Raw genomic sequence first — 15,025 nt, 5'->3', positions numbered from 1 at the left:
TGGCTACGATGAATGTCAAAAACAGAAAATGTATTCGAAAGCTCAGCTTAAAATCTCTTTATGCGAACCGTCGCCGCAATCTGATCGCCATTTTTGCCATTGCGCTGACAACGCTGCTATTTACGTCCATGTTCACCATTGTCTTGTCGTTGAACGCCAGCTATGAAACCTACCAGTTTCGGCAGGTAGGCGGCTATGCGCATGGCACCTTTAAGGATGTTTCCCCCGAGCAGGCGGAACGCATCGCTGCCCACCCAAAGGTGAAGGCTGCGGGGGTACGGAAGGTAATCGGTATCACTGCGGAGGGGGTCTTTGCCAAAATACCGGCAGAGATCAGCTACATGGATGCCAACTGCACTAAATGGAGCTATGCAGCCCCTACTACCGGACGGATGCCCGAAAGCGGCAAAGAGGTAGCCATGGATACGGCAGCGTTGCAGCTGCTTGGCGTAACGCCGGAGCTGGGCGCCGAGGTCACGGTTTCCTATTCCATTACGGACAAGGATCAAACCGCCTTTACTGTAACAGACACCTTTACGCTGGTGGGCTATTGGGACTATGATGAACTAATGCCTGTTCATTACATCAACATCAGCCGTGATTACGCAGATGACATCGAAGCGCAGGCAGTGAAAACAGGTTTACAGCCTTTCCGCACCGATTTGAATGTCATGCTGGCCTCCGGCACAAACATTCAAGGGCAGATGGAGCAGGTGGATACCGATCTTGGCTACACATGGGACAGCTATACCGATCCCAACAGCGTCCGGATCGGCGTCAACTGGGGATATACCTCATCCCAGCTGGAGTCGAAGCTTGATCCGGAACTTGTGATCGCCATAGCAGCTTTTTTGCTGCTGGTGATTTTCACTGGGTATCTTATCATCTATAACATTTTCCAGATCTCTGTTGTAGGGGATATCCGGTTTTACGGACTTCTGAAAACCATTGGCACAACGCCCCGGCAGCTCAAACGCATCATTCGCCAGCAGGCACTTCTGCTTTGTCTGATCGGCATTCCGGCAGGGCTGCTGCTGGGCTACGGCATCGGCGCTGTTCTGGTGCCTGTTGTCTTGCGCTCCACCCAGTTGGATGCAGGCATCACCACCATTAGCACATCGCCTGTGATCTTCCTTGGTTCTATGCTGTTCGCCTTGCTGACAGTGCTCTTGTCCTGTTCCAAGCCCGGAAAAATGGCAGCTAAGGTCTCTCCGGTGGAGGCTACCAAATATACGGATGCAATGCAGACCAAGAAAAAACAGCGCAGCACCCGGGGAGCGAAGCTCCATCAGATGGCCTTTGCCAATTTGGGACGAAACAAGAAAAAGACGGTACTGGTGGTGGTGTCTCTGGCACTGTCGGTGACACTGTTCAATGCGCTGTGTACCTTTGTGGGCGGCTTCAGCATGGAGAAGTATGTATCCGCCAAGACCTGCGCCGATTTTATTGTCAGCACGCCCGACTATTTCCGTTACAACTCAGCAGATGAATTCATCACGCCAGAACAGATCGGAGAGATCGCAGCAAACACAAAGGCCAGTCTTTCCGGCACGGGATATGCTGTGCGAAAACCCGCCTACCTGTGGATGACGGAGGATGCTCTGCGGCAGGACTATGCAAGGTACGAAAGCGCCGAGCAGTTGGACAGCCATATGAGCCGTCTGGAGCACCGGGGCAATATGGTGATGGGAGATACCAGAATTGAGGCTCTGGATAACAGTCTGTTTGACAAGCTGCAAGTGTTCGACGGAGATATTTCTCCCATGTTGGAGCCGGACAATAACGCCATTGCCATTGCGGTTTCCTTAGATGACTACGGTAATCTGCCCAATCTTGAATACTACCCCAAGGTGGGAGACACGATCACCGTTACCTATGCGGACGATGTGAAATATATCGACAGCCGCACCGGGGAACTCACCGAAGATACACCGGAGGAGTACTTTCAGGCAAAATTGTATGGAGCCAGAGATGTAGAGTACACGGTCTGCGCCTTGGTAGAACTTCCGAATTCCATGAGTTATCGTTATGGTGGTATTGGATATGACGTAGTTTTGTCTGTGGACACCGCACAGAGGGACAGCGGTGGTGCGGTCGTTCCGATGCTCTACTTGTTCGACACAGCGGACGAAGCTGACGAGGCCGAAGCAGAGCAATATCTATCGAAGCTCACGGCCGGTGAGTTTTCGCCCCTGATGTATGAAAGCAAGGCCACGGCTCGGTCTGAGTTTGCTCAGTTCCGGCAGATGTTCCTTCTGATCGGTGGTATCCTTTGTGCTATCATTGGGCTGGTGGGACTCTTAAATTTCTTCAACGCCATGATGACTGGTATTCTTTCCCGCTGCCGGGAATTTGCTGTGCTTCAGGCTGTAGGAATGACGTCCCGACAGCTCAAAACCATGCTGATCTACGAGGGGTTGTTTTATGCAATGTCTTCCGTATCGGTGGCCTTTGTGCTTTCACTGGCGGTGGGACCTCTTGCGGGGAAAATGCTGGGCAGTATGTTCTGGTTCTTTGAGTATCGGTTCACCGTTCTGCCTGTCCTGCTGACAATTCCGGTATTTCTTCTGCTTGGGTGGCTGATCCCCTGCATGATGTATGATAACGCAGCGAAATGCAGCATTGTAGATCAGTTAAGGGATGCTCAATAATTGCTAAGCCCATAATAGCCCTCTGTCAATGAAAAGGCTGAGGGCTGGAATTCAAATAATAATCAAAGTGACCATTACACTGGCCAGCGGCAAGAAACAGGTCATTTCTATTACTGTGCAGAAAACAACGGTAAGAACAATAAAGATCACCGGACTGAAATCCAGCGTGACCGTTGCAAGGAATAAAAAACTTACGTTGAAACCAGTCATCAGCCCGATCACTTCCCAGGAGAAGGTTACCTGCAGTTCTTCGAATAAGAAGAGCGTGACGCTAAATTCCAAGGGCGTGATCACCGGAAAGAAAAAGGGAACAGCCTATATCACAGTGAAATCTGGAAAGATCCGTAAAAAAGTAAAAGTAGTTGTTAAATAAAAATGATTCAAGCAGGAGCTGCCTTTCATGAATACACATGGAATGGCAGCTCCTTTTTTCATTTTTTGCATGTAGTTTTATTTGCAGAAGTAGATTACGATATTAATAGTTGACCAAGAGAGAAGAATGTTTAGATAATATGTTATAGTGATAATGGAAGCATGGTAACAAAAAAAATTATAAAAATAGAAAAAAAGTGCAACCAAACAGAAAAAAATACGTTCTATATAATAGAAAACATTAATATGGCACACTGCAAATAACCTATCTGCATAAAAACACTAATATACAGGGGAGAAATGTGATATGGAAGATATACATATTATAAATTTATTTTTAGAAAGATCAGAAGATGCAATTCGCCAGGTAGAAGTAAAGTACGAAAAATTTTGCTTTAAGATTGCATGGAATATTTTATATAACACAGAAGATTCAGAAGAATGCGTAAATGATACGTGGCTGATAACGTGGAATAAGATTCCGCCCAAAACGCCAACAAAATTATCTGCATTTCTTGGAAAAATAACCAGAAATTTGGCATTGGACAATTTCAGAAAGAAAAATGCTTCAAAAAGAGCAGATACACATATGATGGATATTTGTGGTGAAGTGGAAAAACTGGAAAATACAATAAAGGATTATGTGGAAGAGGATATAAAGAAAAAGGAAATTTTGAATATTTTAGAAAAATTTTTAAGTGATTTAAAAGCAGGAGACAGGGATATTTTTGTCAGGCGATATTGGTATATGGATAATATTAAAGACATTGCAAAAAGACATGGATGCTCTGAGACTAAAATTAAATCCAGTCTTTTTCGAAGCAGAAACAGATTATGGGAAGAGGTGAAAGAAATCATATGAAAAAAGAAAACAATTTTTTGGATCTGATGGGAGAAATAGATGAAAAATTTGTTTACGAAGCTTCCTTGCCATGGAAAAAGCGAAATGTTAATTTGAAATTTAAATTAGCAAAGATTGCAGCAGCAGGAGTTGTAATAGCATTATTGATAGGAGGTTTGGGACATCCGCATGAGATAAAGGCGGCCTGGGAACAGATTACTTCGTGGATTCAAACTGCATTGGGGATTAATGAAAATGTAGAATCATATATAGATAGTGTTGGAAAAACGATTACTAAAAATGGAATTTCTATTACGTTAGATGAAATTGCTGCTGATAAGGAGAATTTATGGGTGGCAATATCTGATAATATAAATGATTCAAAAGAAAAAGAGACTATTCTACTAACAGAAGTGGAGATAAATGGAAAAGCGGCACAGTTAGATGGAACATATGCTCTGGAGAAAAAGGAGAACGGAACAGATGGTCAGGTTTGTCATTATAGGTTGGAAGATACAACTATTAAAGATAATACAGCAGATATAAAAATGAAAGTATGGTTATTTGATCCAACAGAAATGGATACTGCAGATACAGAAGATACGGATGACTATATTTTTGAATTTTCATCAAATTGGGAAGAATTAGAGAAGAATACAATAAATGTAAATGTGAATAAAAAAATAAAGATATCTCCAAATCAAAATCTGACGATTTCAAAAATGAGCTTAAACGATTTGGCAAGTACAATTTATGGAAATTTGGATAATAAAGAATATGAAGATTATTATTTACTAGGAACCGACGATAAAGGAAATCAGGGGCTTTATAGAATGACAAATTATGGAGACACAGAGACTGTGTTTGAAGAAAGCAGAAATAATACAAAATATAAAGGAATTTCTCCAGATGCTAAAACGGTGACATTAGAATTATATGTAAATAAAGAAGAAAAAAACAGAACAACATATAAAAAATATGAAACTGGAATAGAAGATACTTACGGAGAAGGCGAAGGACGTGTTTATGAAAGTGATGAAGATCCTCTGGATTTATATAGCCCAGTGGAAGGAAAAATAGAAATTAAAATCAGATGACAAAAGAATAATTTAATCGAAGAGAGGGATGAGATACCGCAATTGGATATTTTTACTGTAGAGATAAAAAAAACAATAAAATGTTTGGTGGTACATTTAAGATTCGTATAAATAAAAATGGTAAAATTACATTTCCATAAGTAATAAGAGAAGTTGATTAAATCTTTGAAAATCGAAAATACAAAATATAGTAAAAGTGCGATTGACGCCAACAATATCTTGTGTTAATATGATTGTGAGATTTGTATTTGTATCTGTAGACACAGATAAGAAACGCTGGTTCCGGGTCTGACCGGGAGTAAAACATTAAGGAGCCAAAAGCCTCCTGCCTTTGTAATAAATAAGGTCATTTAGAATGAAAATTTCTAAATGGCCTTTTTTTGTTGCAAAAATATGGCAGACAACAAGTACAGATCAGCAAATACGGAAAGGAGGATCATAAAAAACACAAGGAAACTCAAAATACAAGGAGGGCGTTATGAAACGAAAAAAGATGGAAAAGGAGGTTGTGCACCTTCTTGAATGGATTATCGAATATCCAGGAGTATGGCAGATTGTATGTAATCCAGATGGAAAAGAAACTTCGCCTGAATCTTTTAAGATGGCATATGATATGCTGGTCAAAAAATCTCTGTTTTATCTGATACCGGTATTGTTTGCAACACATCCGGGAGAAGAATCACTGGAGATGGCGAAAAATTTATGTACGGCTGACTCTGCTGCCCGCGAGATTCGAAAAAATGGTATGGGAGCATTAGTCAAATGTATGCGGGAACATCTGGAATGAAACTGGAAAACCTTATAAAGCTATGGGAGGACAATTATGAACAAATCAATCATGATGGGACGAGTAGTAAATGAGCCTGATTTACGCTACACACAGACAGAGAATGGAGAACTTGCCATTGCAAACTTTCGCTTGGCGGTAGACCGAAAATTTGTACGAAGAGGAGATCCGGAAGCAGATTTCTTCAGCTGTACGGCTTTTGGCCGAAAAGCAGAGTTCGCGGAAAAATATCTGTTTAAGGGGATCAAGATTCTGGTAGAAGGCCGTATGCAGAATGACAACTACAAGAATCGGGCTGGTGAAAATGTCTACGGCATGCGGCTTATGATTGAAGAGATTTCTTTTGCAGAAAGTAAGAAAGCTTTAGAATCTGGAAATGACGAGCGGGAAGAACCGGAAAGAGAAACGAGGGCATCTTCTAATCGAAACCGTTCTGACCGTGCAGAAAACCAGCGTTCAGCTTCCAGAAGCACCAGAAGTGAAAGAGCAGCAGAAATGGATGACCGTGACTATGACAGGGAACGTGAAGGTGGAAGATACAGAAGCAATACCAGGACAGATGCATCAGATGACAGACGGAGATCAAATTCAGGCGGGACAAGATCCAGAGGAACTTCGGCAAGAAGCCGGGAGCGTAGTCAGGATATTGATGACCGGTACATGGAAACAGATGATGAAAAACTGGATTTTGACTGAGCAAATCATAGGAGGAAATGCTTATGATGGAGGAAATGAACAAATGGTTGTCTGCACATAAAAAGCTGTGCGTGATAACTGGAATTTTTGGTCTGTTAGTATCACCATTTTTATGGCCGATATTTCTGGCAGTGATCATACAGTCCCTTTCACTGGTCATTCCGGTTGCAGCAGGATTGTTTTTCTATGAAAAATTTATTATGAAAAAGGACAAGGAGGAAACGAATGAGAATGATGATGACAACAAACAGCAAAAGAATGCAGATGCCCGTAAAGTACATGCAGATGCTGAAAAGACCGAGGATTTACCGAAAAATCATGAGAAGGGATCGGAAACGGTAAATTTCGATAATCAGGAGAAGCAGGCAAGATGCAGGGCACAGGCTGCCATATGGTACGAAGATGAAGGCTTTGAGCGGATCCAGGCGATTCGGAAAACTCTGGAATCTGAAAATCGAAACCGTTTTTCAGTAAACAGGGAAGGAATCTGCAGTATTTCCATTGGAAAAAGGAAATATCGAAGGGTTGGAATTTTAAAAGGATATCCTTTTGGACAGACAGAGGTGATCCGGGAAAAACTAAAGAAGGATGGTTTCATCACCAGTATGGGATGCAATAATTATCTCTGGATCTCATGGTAGAGAGGAGCTGGAACATGAGCATTTGCTGTAAAGCCATCCGGCAGATCTATTATAATGCAGGAAGTGGATATACGGTAGCTTCCTACATGACCAATGAAGATTTACCGGAGGAAGTAAAAAAACAAAAGAATGGAAATTATGGAATATTTCAGGCATTTGGAACCGAACTTCCGGCGAACGAAGGCCTGGATGTGGAACTGACGGGAGACTGGAAACCCACAAAATATGGAATGCAGTATAGTGTGAGCAATTTTTCAGTAACCATGCCAACCACAAAAGAAGGTATTCGGGCTTATTTGTCGTCATCCCTGATCAAAGGGATTGGACCGGCAATGGCAGCCCGCATCGTAGAAATGTTTGGGGAAGACACACTGAATGTTTTTAATGACAGCCCGGAGAAACTCCTTCAGGTAAAAGGAATTACGCAGAAACGCTTAGATGATATTCTGGAAGGATATCAAAAAAGCAGTTCCATCCGGGAACTGATGATGTATTTGTCCCCTTTTGGGGTGACTCCTGCAAAAGTTTCAAAAATACAGGAGAAATTTGGCCCTGCTGCAGTTATGATCGTGAAGGAGGAGCCTTTCCGGCTCTGTGAGGTTCATGGATTTGGATTTCTGACTGTTGACCAGATTGCAGTAAAGGCAAAACATTTCCGTGCAGATGATCCCCTTCGTATTAAGGCTGCTATTTTGCATATTATGTCAGAAGCAGAAGGCGAAGGACATTTGTATTTAAAAAGAGAGGACATTATAGAACGTGTCGAAAAACTTTTAAATCACAACAAAGATGTTTCACCGGTCTCTGAACGGGCAATCCGGGATACAGGCAATGATATGATCCATATAGATGGAAGCCTGGTCTGCCACGATGGAGGGTTTTATACACGCAAAAGCTTCCAGGCCGAACTGGGAGCTGCTGCCGCATTAGTCAGACTCCATATGCAGACGGGAATGGTTGTAAATGTTGACCGTATTTTAAGAAAGATCCAGAAAGAACAGGATATTATTTTGAATGCGAAACAGCAGGTGGCAGTAAAAAATGTCTTTGAAAACCCGGTATCCATCATTACAGGAGGACCCGGCAGAGGAAAGACTACGGTGATCCGTTTCATCATTGCTGTACAGGAAGCATTGGATAAAAATGCGGTGATCCTTTTATGTGCACCTACAGGCATCGCCAGAAGGCGAATGCGGGAATGTACAGAGTATCCAGCACTGACAATCCATAAATCCATAGGGCTTACCGGAGAAGCTGGAGAGGAAGAATGGAAGAACGATCAGCCAATTCCAGATGACCTGATCATAGCAGATGAGTTCAGCATGGTCGATATGTATCTGGCGGACAAACTGTTTGCCAGTATTAAATCCGGTGCCAGACTGGTTCTGGTGGGTGATAAAGATCAGATCGAATCCGTAGGGCCTGGAAAAGTATTTCAGGAGATCATTGATTCCGGCGTATTTCCGGTAACTGTCTTAGATGAATGTTTCCGACAGGAAGGGAATTCCACCATCAGCCAGAATGCCATTAAGATCAATAAGAATCAGCTGGATCTGGTGTTTGATGATACCTTTCAGTTTATTCCGGCTTCCACACCGGAGGAGGCTTCGCAAAAGATACAGAAGATCTATCGGAAAGAAGTACTGCAGAGAAACGGTTCTCTGGAAGAAGTGCAGGTGATGTCACCGCTACGAAAAGATACGGAAGCAGGTACGGATGCATTGAATCTGGTATTGCGTGACATTGCGAATCCAAAGCGTTTCGGTTATCCGGAAATCACAAATGGCAGGAATACTTACCGGGAAGGTGACCGGGTCATGCAGACAAAAAACAACGATGAAGTAGCAAATGGCGACATTGGAGAAGTCATAGGGATTTTTCGGAAAGATCAAAAAATGGTCATGCGTGTAGATTTTGGGGATGGCCGGGTCATGGAATATCAGGAGGAAGACTATTGGCCGCTGACACTGGCATATGCGATTACGGTACATAAGGCTCAGGGCAGTGAATATCCGATGGCAATCCTTCCAATGCTTCCATGTTTCCGATGGATGCTTCGCAGAAACATTTTCTATACAGCAGTAACAAGAGCCAGAGAAAGGTTTATAATTGTGGGAAGCAAACGTGCAATCGCACAGGCTATCCGGACGGATTACATCAGCCGGCGAAACACCATGTTTGGGTACCGTATCCGAAAAATATATGAAGCAATCCTGGAACAGGAAAAGAGCGCATAAAGAATGAATGACAGGCAGACGTTGGAAAAATCCAATGCTCTGCCTGTTTCTTTCCTTCGTATGCAGAAAATTACATAATGAAAGAGGAGGGAACAAAATGCCAGATCTTTGTTTTTATGCACCATGGATTATGAAAGAACCCATTCCGGACCCATTTCGGATGATGTTGGAAAAAGCAGGGAAAAAACGGATCAGCTATGATGAAGCGGATTGTTCCATGCGAAATATCAGGAAGCAGGGAAAAGTCTCCCGCCTTCATGGGCCTACGTTACATGCTCTTCTGACACTGATTCAGATTCGGAAAGAAAAAGACTCTGGTGCTGCCGGTATACAAAGGGGCAGGGATGCCATAAATTATTTCTGCATGGAATATCCTGGAAAACAGGGAAGGTATGTAATGACCTATAATTCGAAAAACGGACGTTTCAGTGGGATTTTAAAGACAGAAGAAAAAAACGAGAAGCTTCCGGGAATCCGGGAAGGCAAAAATACAGGGGAGCAGTACCTGGCCCTTTTGGCGTATGCAAATCTGGTCCCGGATAATCCTTTGTATAACGAAGAGTTCCAAAGAAATTTCCGAATACTCGAAGAACAGGAAAAAAATGAATGGGAAGACAAGGAAGCTGCACTGCGGGCGGCATTTATCTGTTGCGATGCCATGTACTGCGAAGTAATAGCAAATCCGCAGCAGGCGATCCCGCTGGAAAAGAGCCAGTTCCGTGCAGAGGAACTGGAGGATGTGCTTCCGGAATATAAAATTGCGGCCGGGGTATATGCACCAAACGATGAAATCTATGGAAAGTTTCATGTGCTTTTGCCTGTAAATGAGAAGACAAAAAGAACACTTTTTGAATTAAAACAGATCTACTCTGGCAGATGGGATGTAAATGAAAGGACAAAAGAAAGGATCCCTTCGCTTCCAGAAGACTATCTGGTAAGTAAGGAAGCTGAAGAAATCCTGCAGATGGTGGATAAGACACCGGCAAGGCTGTTTATGATGACAGGCGATGCCGGTACTGGAAAGACAACGGATGCCAGAATGATCGCCCAGATCTTAGGGCTTCCATATTATGTGTTCACCTGTGGACCCGGAACGGATGAACTGGAACTTTTAGCAACCACCGTGCCAAATATGGGCGGAACAGCACATCTGGAAATGGAATTGCCACGTCTGGAAGACATTGAAATGGATCCGGCTTCAGCTCTTGCAACGGTAAATGGCATTTATGAAGAGGGGATCAGCCGGGAAAAAGCTTTTCAGGAGATCCTGAAAGCAGTTTATGAAAAAGGCTATGAAAAGTCGAAAAATGAAAAAGACTTCCTATTAAAAGAATCAGAAATCGTAAAGGCATGCAGGGAACCATCTGTGATTGAAATTCAGGAGCCGGCCATGATTGAAAAACCTGGGACACTTACGAGATTAAACTCCCTGTTTGACGATGGAGCTGTAACCGATCTGGTAAATGGAGAACAGATACGGAGAAATCCGGATACGATTGTGATCATGACCACCAATCTGGATTATGTTGGCTGTCAGAACTTCAACCAGTCAGTTCTTTCCCGAATGAACCTGATTCAGCCAAAGGAAGCCCTGACAGAAGAGGAAATGGCAAAAAGGGCAATGAAAAGAACCGGGTTTAAAAACAAAGAACTTCTGTCCTTTATGACTGCCACGGTCTGCAAGATCCATGAATATTTGATCGAACAGGACATTACAGATGGCGTATGCGGATACCGGGAATTGGAAAACTGGGTGTTAAGTTACATGGTTTCCAATGATCTCAGGAGGTCAGCATGGACAGCACTGCTCAGTAAAGCATCCATGGACAGGGAAGAACGGGGAACTATGGAACGCGTCTTTCTTCTTCCTCATTGTGATGTGGATTAAAAACGGATGGAGGAAACGAATGAAAAAGGCTTTATACCGGAAACGGATATGTGCAGAGAAAGAAAAACTGACACCGGAAAAAGTATTTCATACGCCGCAGTATCGTGATCTTTTGACCTCGATCGGGCATGAAATCACGGGTGGAAAGTTGACTACATTACGGTTATACGATGATAAAAATTCAGGGATTGCAGGATGGAATCAGGGAGAAACTGTTGCCGTAAATCTTGGAAACCAGATTACGTCAAGTTTTCTGACACTGGAATTAAAAAGTGACAGCCTGATCGGGATTCTGGGACATGAATGCGGACATTACCGGTATACGGATTCTGCACTTAGAAAAAGGTATGCCGAGCATATGTTAAATGGCAGCTGGTATCCAAAGGAGCCAGCACCGGAAAATGCACAGGAAAAAGAGGCATTGGATGCAATGAATGTCTACTTTGAAAGAAAAGATAAAGCAATCCTTTCTATCTTTCTGCAGACAGCATCCTATCTCAGCAATCTTTTGAATGATATGTACATAGAAGAGAAGATGTGCGCCCTTTTTCCGGGAAGCATCCGCAGGGGAATCCTTATGAATCGCGACCGAAATGTGGAATGGCTTCCAACACTTAGGGAAATGCTGGAAACGGAGAAAGACAGGTTATCTATTCTTATGAACCTGTGTGCACAGTATGCCTTGTCTTCAAGGGTCAATGCCTGGGATGGTGCGGATTACGAGCTTATTGATACACTAAAACTGCTTATGCCGGTCATTGATGAAGCGGGAAAGGCAGCAGATGACATGGAGAGATATCTTGCCACCAACCATATCCTTCTGATGATCTGGAAATATTTTGCGGAAATCATAGATGAAATAGAGAAGAACAGTACAGAAAATGAAGAGCAAAAGCCAGAACAGGAAGAGCGTGAAGGGCAAAAGGAAAACCCGAATGAATCCGAAGAAGAACCGGAGGAAGAAAAGCAGGGTAACACAGGGGCACAGACTGAGCAAAATGAAGATAAGATCAGAAAAGAGGATACGGAACAGGAGTCGGAAACAGAAGACAAAACCGAAAGAAACGGAAAGGATCAGGAAACGGAAGGCCATGAATACGGGCGTACTGCAGAGCTTAAGAAGTTCCTGCAGCAGCTGTGTGAAAATCTTCCGAAATGTGTCAGGGAGTCTGGTGGCTTCGAAGACAAACAGAATGAATGTGGCATCCCTGCCTCAGAAACGGAAGCATCCAGTGATAATGCCTTGCAAAAAATCCTTTATGAAATGGCGAAAGAGACGCTTGATGAGAAGATACAGAAAGAAATTTTCGAACATCTTCAAAAGGAATTGATGGAGATACCGTTTGAAGAAGGCCATGACCTGGTACAGAAAAAACTTTGCCGTAAGACCGAGATATCAGATTTTTTAAAATTACTGACAGAAAAGTATGAGGGGCAGCTAAAACAGGTAAAAAAGAGACTTCGCCTGAAACTGCTTCCTATATTGAAAAATCAGAAAGAACGCACGGAACATAAGCTTTTTCTTGGACGTCGGGTAGATCTTCGAAACATAGCTGCACCGTCTGGGGCAGTATTTAAGAAACAACAGCCAGGAAAAAAGCTGGATATCTGTGTGGCTGTGCTGGTCGATAATTCTTTTTCCATGTGTGGGGAACGGATGGATCATGCCATTCTTGCAGCACTTTGCCTGTATGATTTTTGTATGGAATCAGAAATACCGGTTTTGGTGTGCGGACATCATACAGATGGATACCGGCATGAGAACCTGAAAGACGAAACGGTGTATCTGCATTGCTGCGCAGATTTTGAAACGGATGAAAAGGATCGGTTCCGGATCGCTGGTATGCAGTCTTATGGAAGCAACCGGGATGGAACTGCATTGTGGTATGCTGGCAGCCGGCTTTTAGAACGACCGGAAAAGCAGAAACTGCTGTTTGTGATCAGTGATGGTGCACCTAATGCAAACCAGTATGGAGGCACAGGGGCAAAAAGGGACCTTCAGAAGATTCAGAAAAAGCTGCTGCAGCAGGGAGTATTCTTTCAGGCGGCTGCAATCGGAAGCGACAAGGAAGCAATTCAGGAAATTTATGAGGAATCTTTTCTGGATATTACGGATCTTGAACAGCTTCCAGCTCTTCTGACAAAGAAATTGCTGCGTTTTATCAGGAGGTAAGGATGAACAGGAAAAACAGGAAAGAAAAAGAACAGAATACGGATGTATCAAAACAGATCTGTGTTCATAAGACACAGAATACGTTACTGGAATTTAATAGCTTTTTGCGGATGGCAGAGCCAAAGGATTTCTGGCATTTTCACGAAGACTTTGCCAGCGATTATTCCAGGATCCGCGCTGTCATGGTTGACTACAGCAAAGAAGACAGCATCAGCGTTTATGCAAATCTGAGCCCGGAAATCATAAAATACCTGTACTCCCGTATATGGAATAATGTACAGGAATTTAAATTCTTCCAGCAAAAGATCTTTTGCGAGGATAAAAATTCCAACACGGGAAGGGTTACAGTATTTTCCATACAGAGGAAGGTTCGCAACAACAAAGGAGAAGTTTTAAATTATCCGTGGGTTGTCAGGATACAGAATGGCACCGGTGTAGCGATGCATAATGCCAATGGCGGGCAGTATTGTAAAAAAGACAGCTACCGGAAAGAAAAAGAGGTTACCATACAGCTGAAAGATGAGGAAATCTTCACTCTGTTTGCAAGAACTTCTGCTGTGATCCGGGCATTTGAACAGGACTGCATGACACGCCGCAGACAAGCTGGAAATTTCCGGAACTTGTACAGAATGATAGAAAAACTCATTGTTGGAACTGAGGAGGAAAAAGATAATGCTGCGTAAAAGAATAAAGAAGAATACATTGAAATGGAAAAAAATCTATGCGGAACAGCTTCTTGATATGATGGACGAGGAAGAAAATGCTTTACAGAAGATTTATCTGACAGGGTATGTACTTGAACTGAAAAAGAACCGGTATTTTGCCGGATGGTACAAAGACCGGATCGTTTGCCGTTCCCTGGAGTATGCACGTTATTTTCCAAGTGCCGAGGCAGCGGAAGAGTATGTACATAAGTATCTGGGATTTGCAGGCATGACCTGTTATATCTGCCATGTAAACTGGACGCTGGCTTCCTGCGGGAGTGAAAATATGGAAGATAACGAAGAGAACTTGTTAGAGGAAAATGGTAAGATCCTTTCGTTTACAAATTATGCAGATGTAAAGCAATACCAGAAACAGCGAGGCATGGAACATTCTACAATGGCAACCACTTATGCAAGCCGGAAAAAGAAGATTATCCTGGCAGCATAAGAACAATTTTGGGGGACTGGCGAACAGTCCCCTTTTTATATGGGAAAACAGGAGGAAATTGGATGGAATGGAAGATTTATGAAGAATGGCTTGATATTACCCTGTACCGGCAGATGACGAACCTGATCTATAAGCTGTCATCTAATGAGGAAAAATATAAAATTTATATGCAATTAAAAGAAAATGACATGTTTCTGGAAAAGCCGAAAGTAGACATGGAAACCGCTTATGGACTGCACTATCCGGGAGAAGTCCTGGAGCGCATTGGAGAACATCTGACCTTGACAAAGCAGACATACCGTGCCCTCGGACTTGCCCTGGCAAGGATGATGCCTTTACAGGAGACCTGTATGTTCAATGGGGCACAAAAGGATCTGTTTTGGAAAAAGATGAAACAGATTCTTGGAGAGAAAGACCTGTTTTTAATCAGTATCAATTATTAGGTAATTGCGAAACTCGCGGTGCTCGTTCGTAACCTTGAACCAAAACA

The 15,025-nt window shown here is 43.0% G+C and carries 13 protein-coding genes; all 13 read left to right on the top strand.

What is annotated here, in order from left to right; genetic code table 11:
• Positions 1–8 precede the first annotated feature (8 nt).
• Positions 9–2,651 carry an ABC transporter permease gene (locus NE671_RS11980; protein ID WP_256164027.1) on the top strand — a complete coding sequence of 881 codons (2,643 nt, stop codon included), beginning with the start codon at positions 9–11 and terminating at the stop codon, positions 2,649–2,651.
• Positions 2,652–2,718: 67 nt separating this feature from the next.
• Positions 2,719–3,024 carry a hypothetical protein gene (locus NE671_RS11975; protein WP_243007658.1) on the top strand — a complete coding sequence of 102 codons (306 nt, stop codon included), beginning with the start codon at positions 2,719–2,721 and terminating at the stop codon, positions 3,022–3,024.
• Positions 3,025–3,330: 306 nt separating this feature from the next.
• Positions 3,331–3,885, top strand: coding sequence for an RNA polymerase sigma factor (locus NE671_RS11970; protein WP_015525029.1), 555 nt, complete (start codon positions 3,331–3,333; stop codon positions 3,883–3,885).
• Positions 3,858–4,961 (top strand): DUF4179 domain-containing protein, encoded by a 1,104-nt coding sequence (locus tag NE671_RS11965; RefSeq protein WP_256164026.1) that lies wholly within the window; start codon positions 3,858–3,860, stop codon positions 4,959–4,961. The genes NE671_RS11970 and NE671_RS11965 overlap by 28 nt, the downstream gene beginning before the upstream one ends.
• 478 nt (positions 4,962–5,439) lie before the next feature.
• Positions 5,440–5,748, top strand: coding sequence for a hypothetical protein (locus tag NE671_RS11960; protein WP_015525087.1), 309 nt, complete (start codon positions 5,440–5,442; stop codon positions 5,746–5,748).
• Between the two features lie 36 nt (positions 5,749–5,784).
• Positions 5,785–6,444, top strand: coding sequence for a single-stranded DNA-binding protein (gene ssb, locus NE671_RS11955; RefSeq protein ID WP_256164025.1), 660 nt, complete (start codon positions 5,785–5,787; stop codon positions 6,442–6,444).
• 23 nt (positions 6,445–6,467) lie between these two features.
• Positions 6,468–7,085, top strand: coding sequence for a hypothetical protein (locus NE671_RS11950; protein WP_215707818.1), 618 nt, complete (start codon positions 6,468–6,470; stop codon positions 7,083–7,085).
• Between the two features lie 14 nt (positions 7,086–7,099).
• Positions 7,100–9,322 (top strand): SF1B family DNA helicase RecD2, encoded by a 2,223-nt coding sequence (gene recD2, locus NE671_RS11945; protein WP_256164023.1) that lies wholly within the window; start codon positions 7,100–7,102, stop codon positions 9,320–9,322.
• Positions 9,323–9,419: 97 nt separating this feature from the next.
• Positions 9,420–11,210 (top strand): hypothetical protein, encoded by a 1,791-nt coding sequence (locus tag NE671_RS11940; protein ID WP_256164022.1) that lies wholly within the window; start codon positions 9,420–9,422, stop codon positions 11,208–11,210.
• Positions 11,211–11,229: 19 nt separating this feature from the next.
• Positions 11,230–13,383, top strand: a complete 2,154-nt coding sequence (locus NE671_RS11935; protein ID WP_256164021.1) for a cobaltochelatase CobT-related protein — start codon at positions 11,230–11,232, stop codon at positions 13,381–13,383.
• A gap of 2 nt (positions 13,384–13,385) precedes the next feature.
• Entirely contained in the window at positions 13,386–14,066 is a 681-nt protein-coding gene (locus tag NE671_RS11930) for a hypothetical protein (protein WP_118254398.1), read from the top strand.
• Positions 14,056–14,535 carry a hypothetical protein gene (locus NE671_RS11925; RefSeq protein ID WP_256164019.1) on the top strand — a complete coding sequence of 160 codons (480 nt, stop codon included), beginning with the start codon at positions 14,056–14,058 and terminating at the stop codon, positions 14,533–14,535. Before NE671_RS11930 ends, NE671_RS11925 begins: the two co-directional genes overlap by 11 nt.
• Positions 14,536–14,597: 62 nt before the next feature.
• On the top strand, positions 14,598–14,978 hold the full coding sequence (locus NE671_RS11920; protein ID WP_256164018.1) for a hypothetical protein: 381 nt from the start codon (positions 14,598–14,600) through the stop codon (positions 14,976–14,978).
• Positions 14,979–15,025: the final 47 nt, after the last annotated feature.

It is taken from the genome of Blautia sp. DFI.9.10 (genome assembly GCF_024461705.1).
In the GTDB taxonomy this organism is placed as follows: Bacteria; Bacillota; Clostridia; order Lachnospirales; family Lachnospiraceae; genus Blautia_A; species Blautia_A fusiformis.
The sequence above is the reverse complement of the archived record's forward strand: the minus strand, read 5'-3'. Positions and strand labels throughout refer to the sequence as shown.

Coding starts and splice junctions, on each gene's coding strand:
- NE671_RS11935 (WP_256164021.1), top strand. CDS start 11,230: ATGAAAAAGGCTTTATACCGGAAACGGATATGTGCAGAGAAAGAAAAA.
- ssb (WP_256164025.1), top strand. CDS start 5,785: ATGAACAAATCAATCATGATGGGACGAGTAGTAAATGAGCCTGATTTA.
- NE671_RS11920 (WP_256164018.1), top strand. CDS start 14,598: ATGGAATGGAAGATTTATGAAGAATGGCTTGATATTACCCTGTACCGG.
- NE671_RS11925 (WP_256164019.1), top strand. CDS start 14,056: ATGCTGCGTAAAAGAATAAAGAAGAATACATTGAAATGGAAAAAAATC.
- NE671_RS11965 (WP_256164026.1), top strand. CDS start 3,858: ATGGGAAGAGGTGAAAGAAATCATATGAAAAAAGAAAACAATTTTTTG.
- NE671_RS11950 (WP_215707818.1), top strand. CDS start 6,468: ATGATGGAGGAAATGAACAAATGGTTGTCTGCACATAAAAAGCTGTGC.
- NE671_RS11980 (WP_256164027.1), top strand. CDS start 9: ATGAATGTCAAAAACAGAAAATGTATTCGAAAGCTCAGCTTAAAATCT.
- NE671_RS11970 (WP_015525029.1), top strand. CDS start 3,331: ATGGAAGATATACATATTATAAATTTATTTTTAGAAAGATCAGAAGAT.
- NE671_RS11930 (WP_118254398.1), top strand. CDS start 13,386: ATGAACAGGAAAAACAGGAAAGAAAAAGAACAGAATACGGATGTATCA.
- NE671_RS11940 (WP_256164022.1), top strand. CDS start 9,420: ATGCCAGATCTTTGTTTTTATGCACCATGGATTATGAAAGAACCCATT.
- recD2 (WP_256164023.1), top strand. CDS start 7,100: ATGAGCATTTGCTGTAAAGCCATCCGGCAGATCTATTATAATGCAGGA.
- NE671_RS11960 (WP_015525087.1), top strand. CDS start 5,440: ATGAAACGAAAAAAGATGGAAAAGGAGGTTGTGCACCTTCTTGAATGG.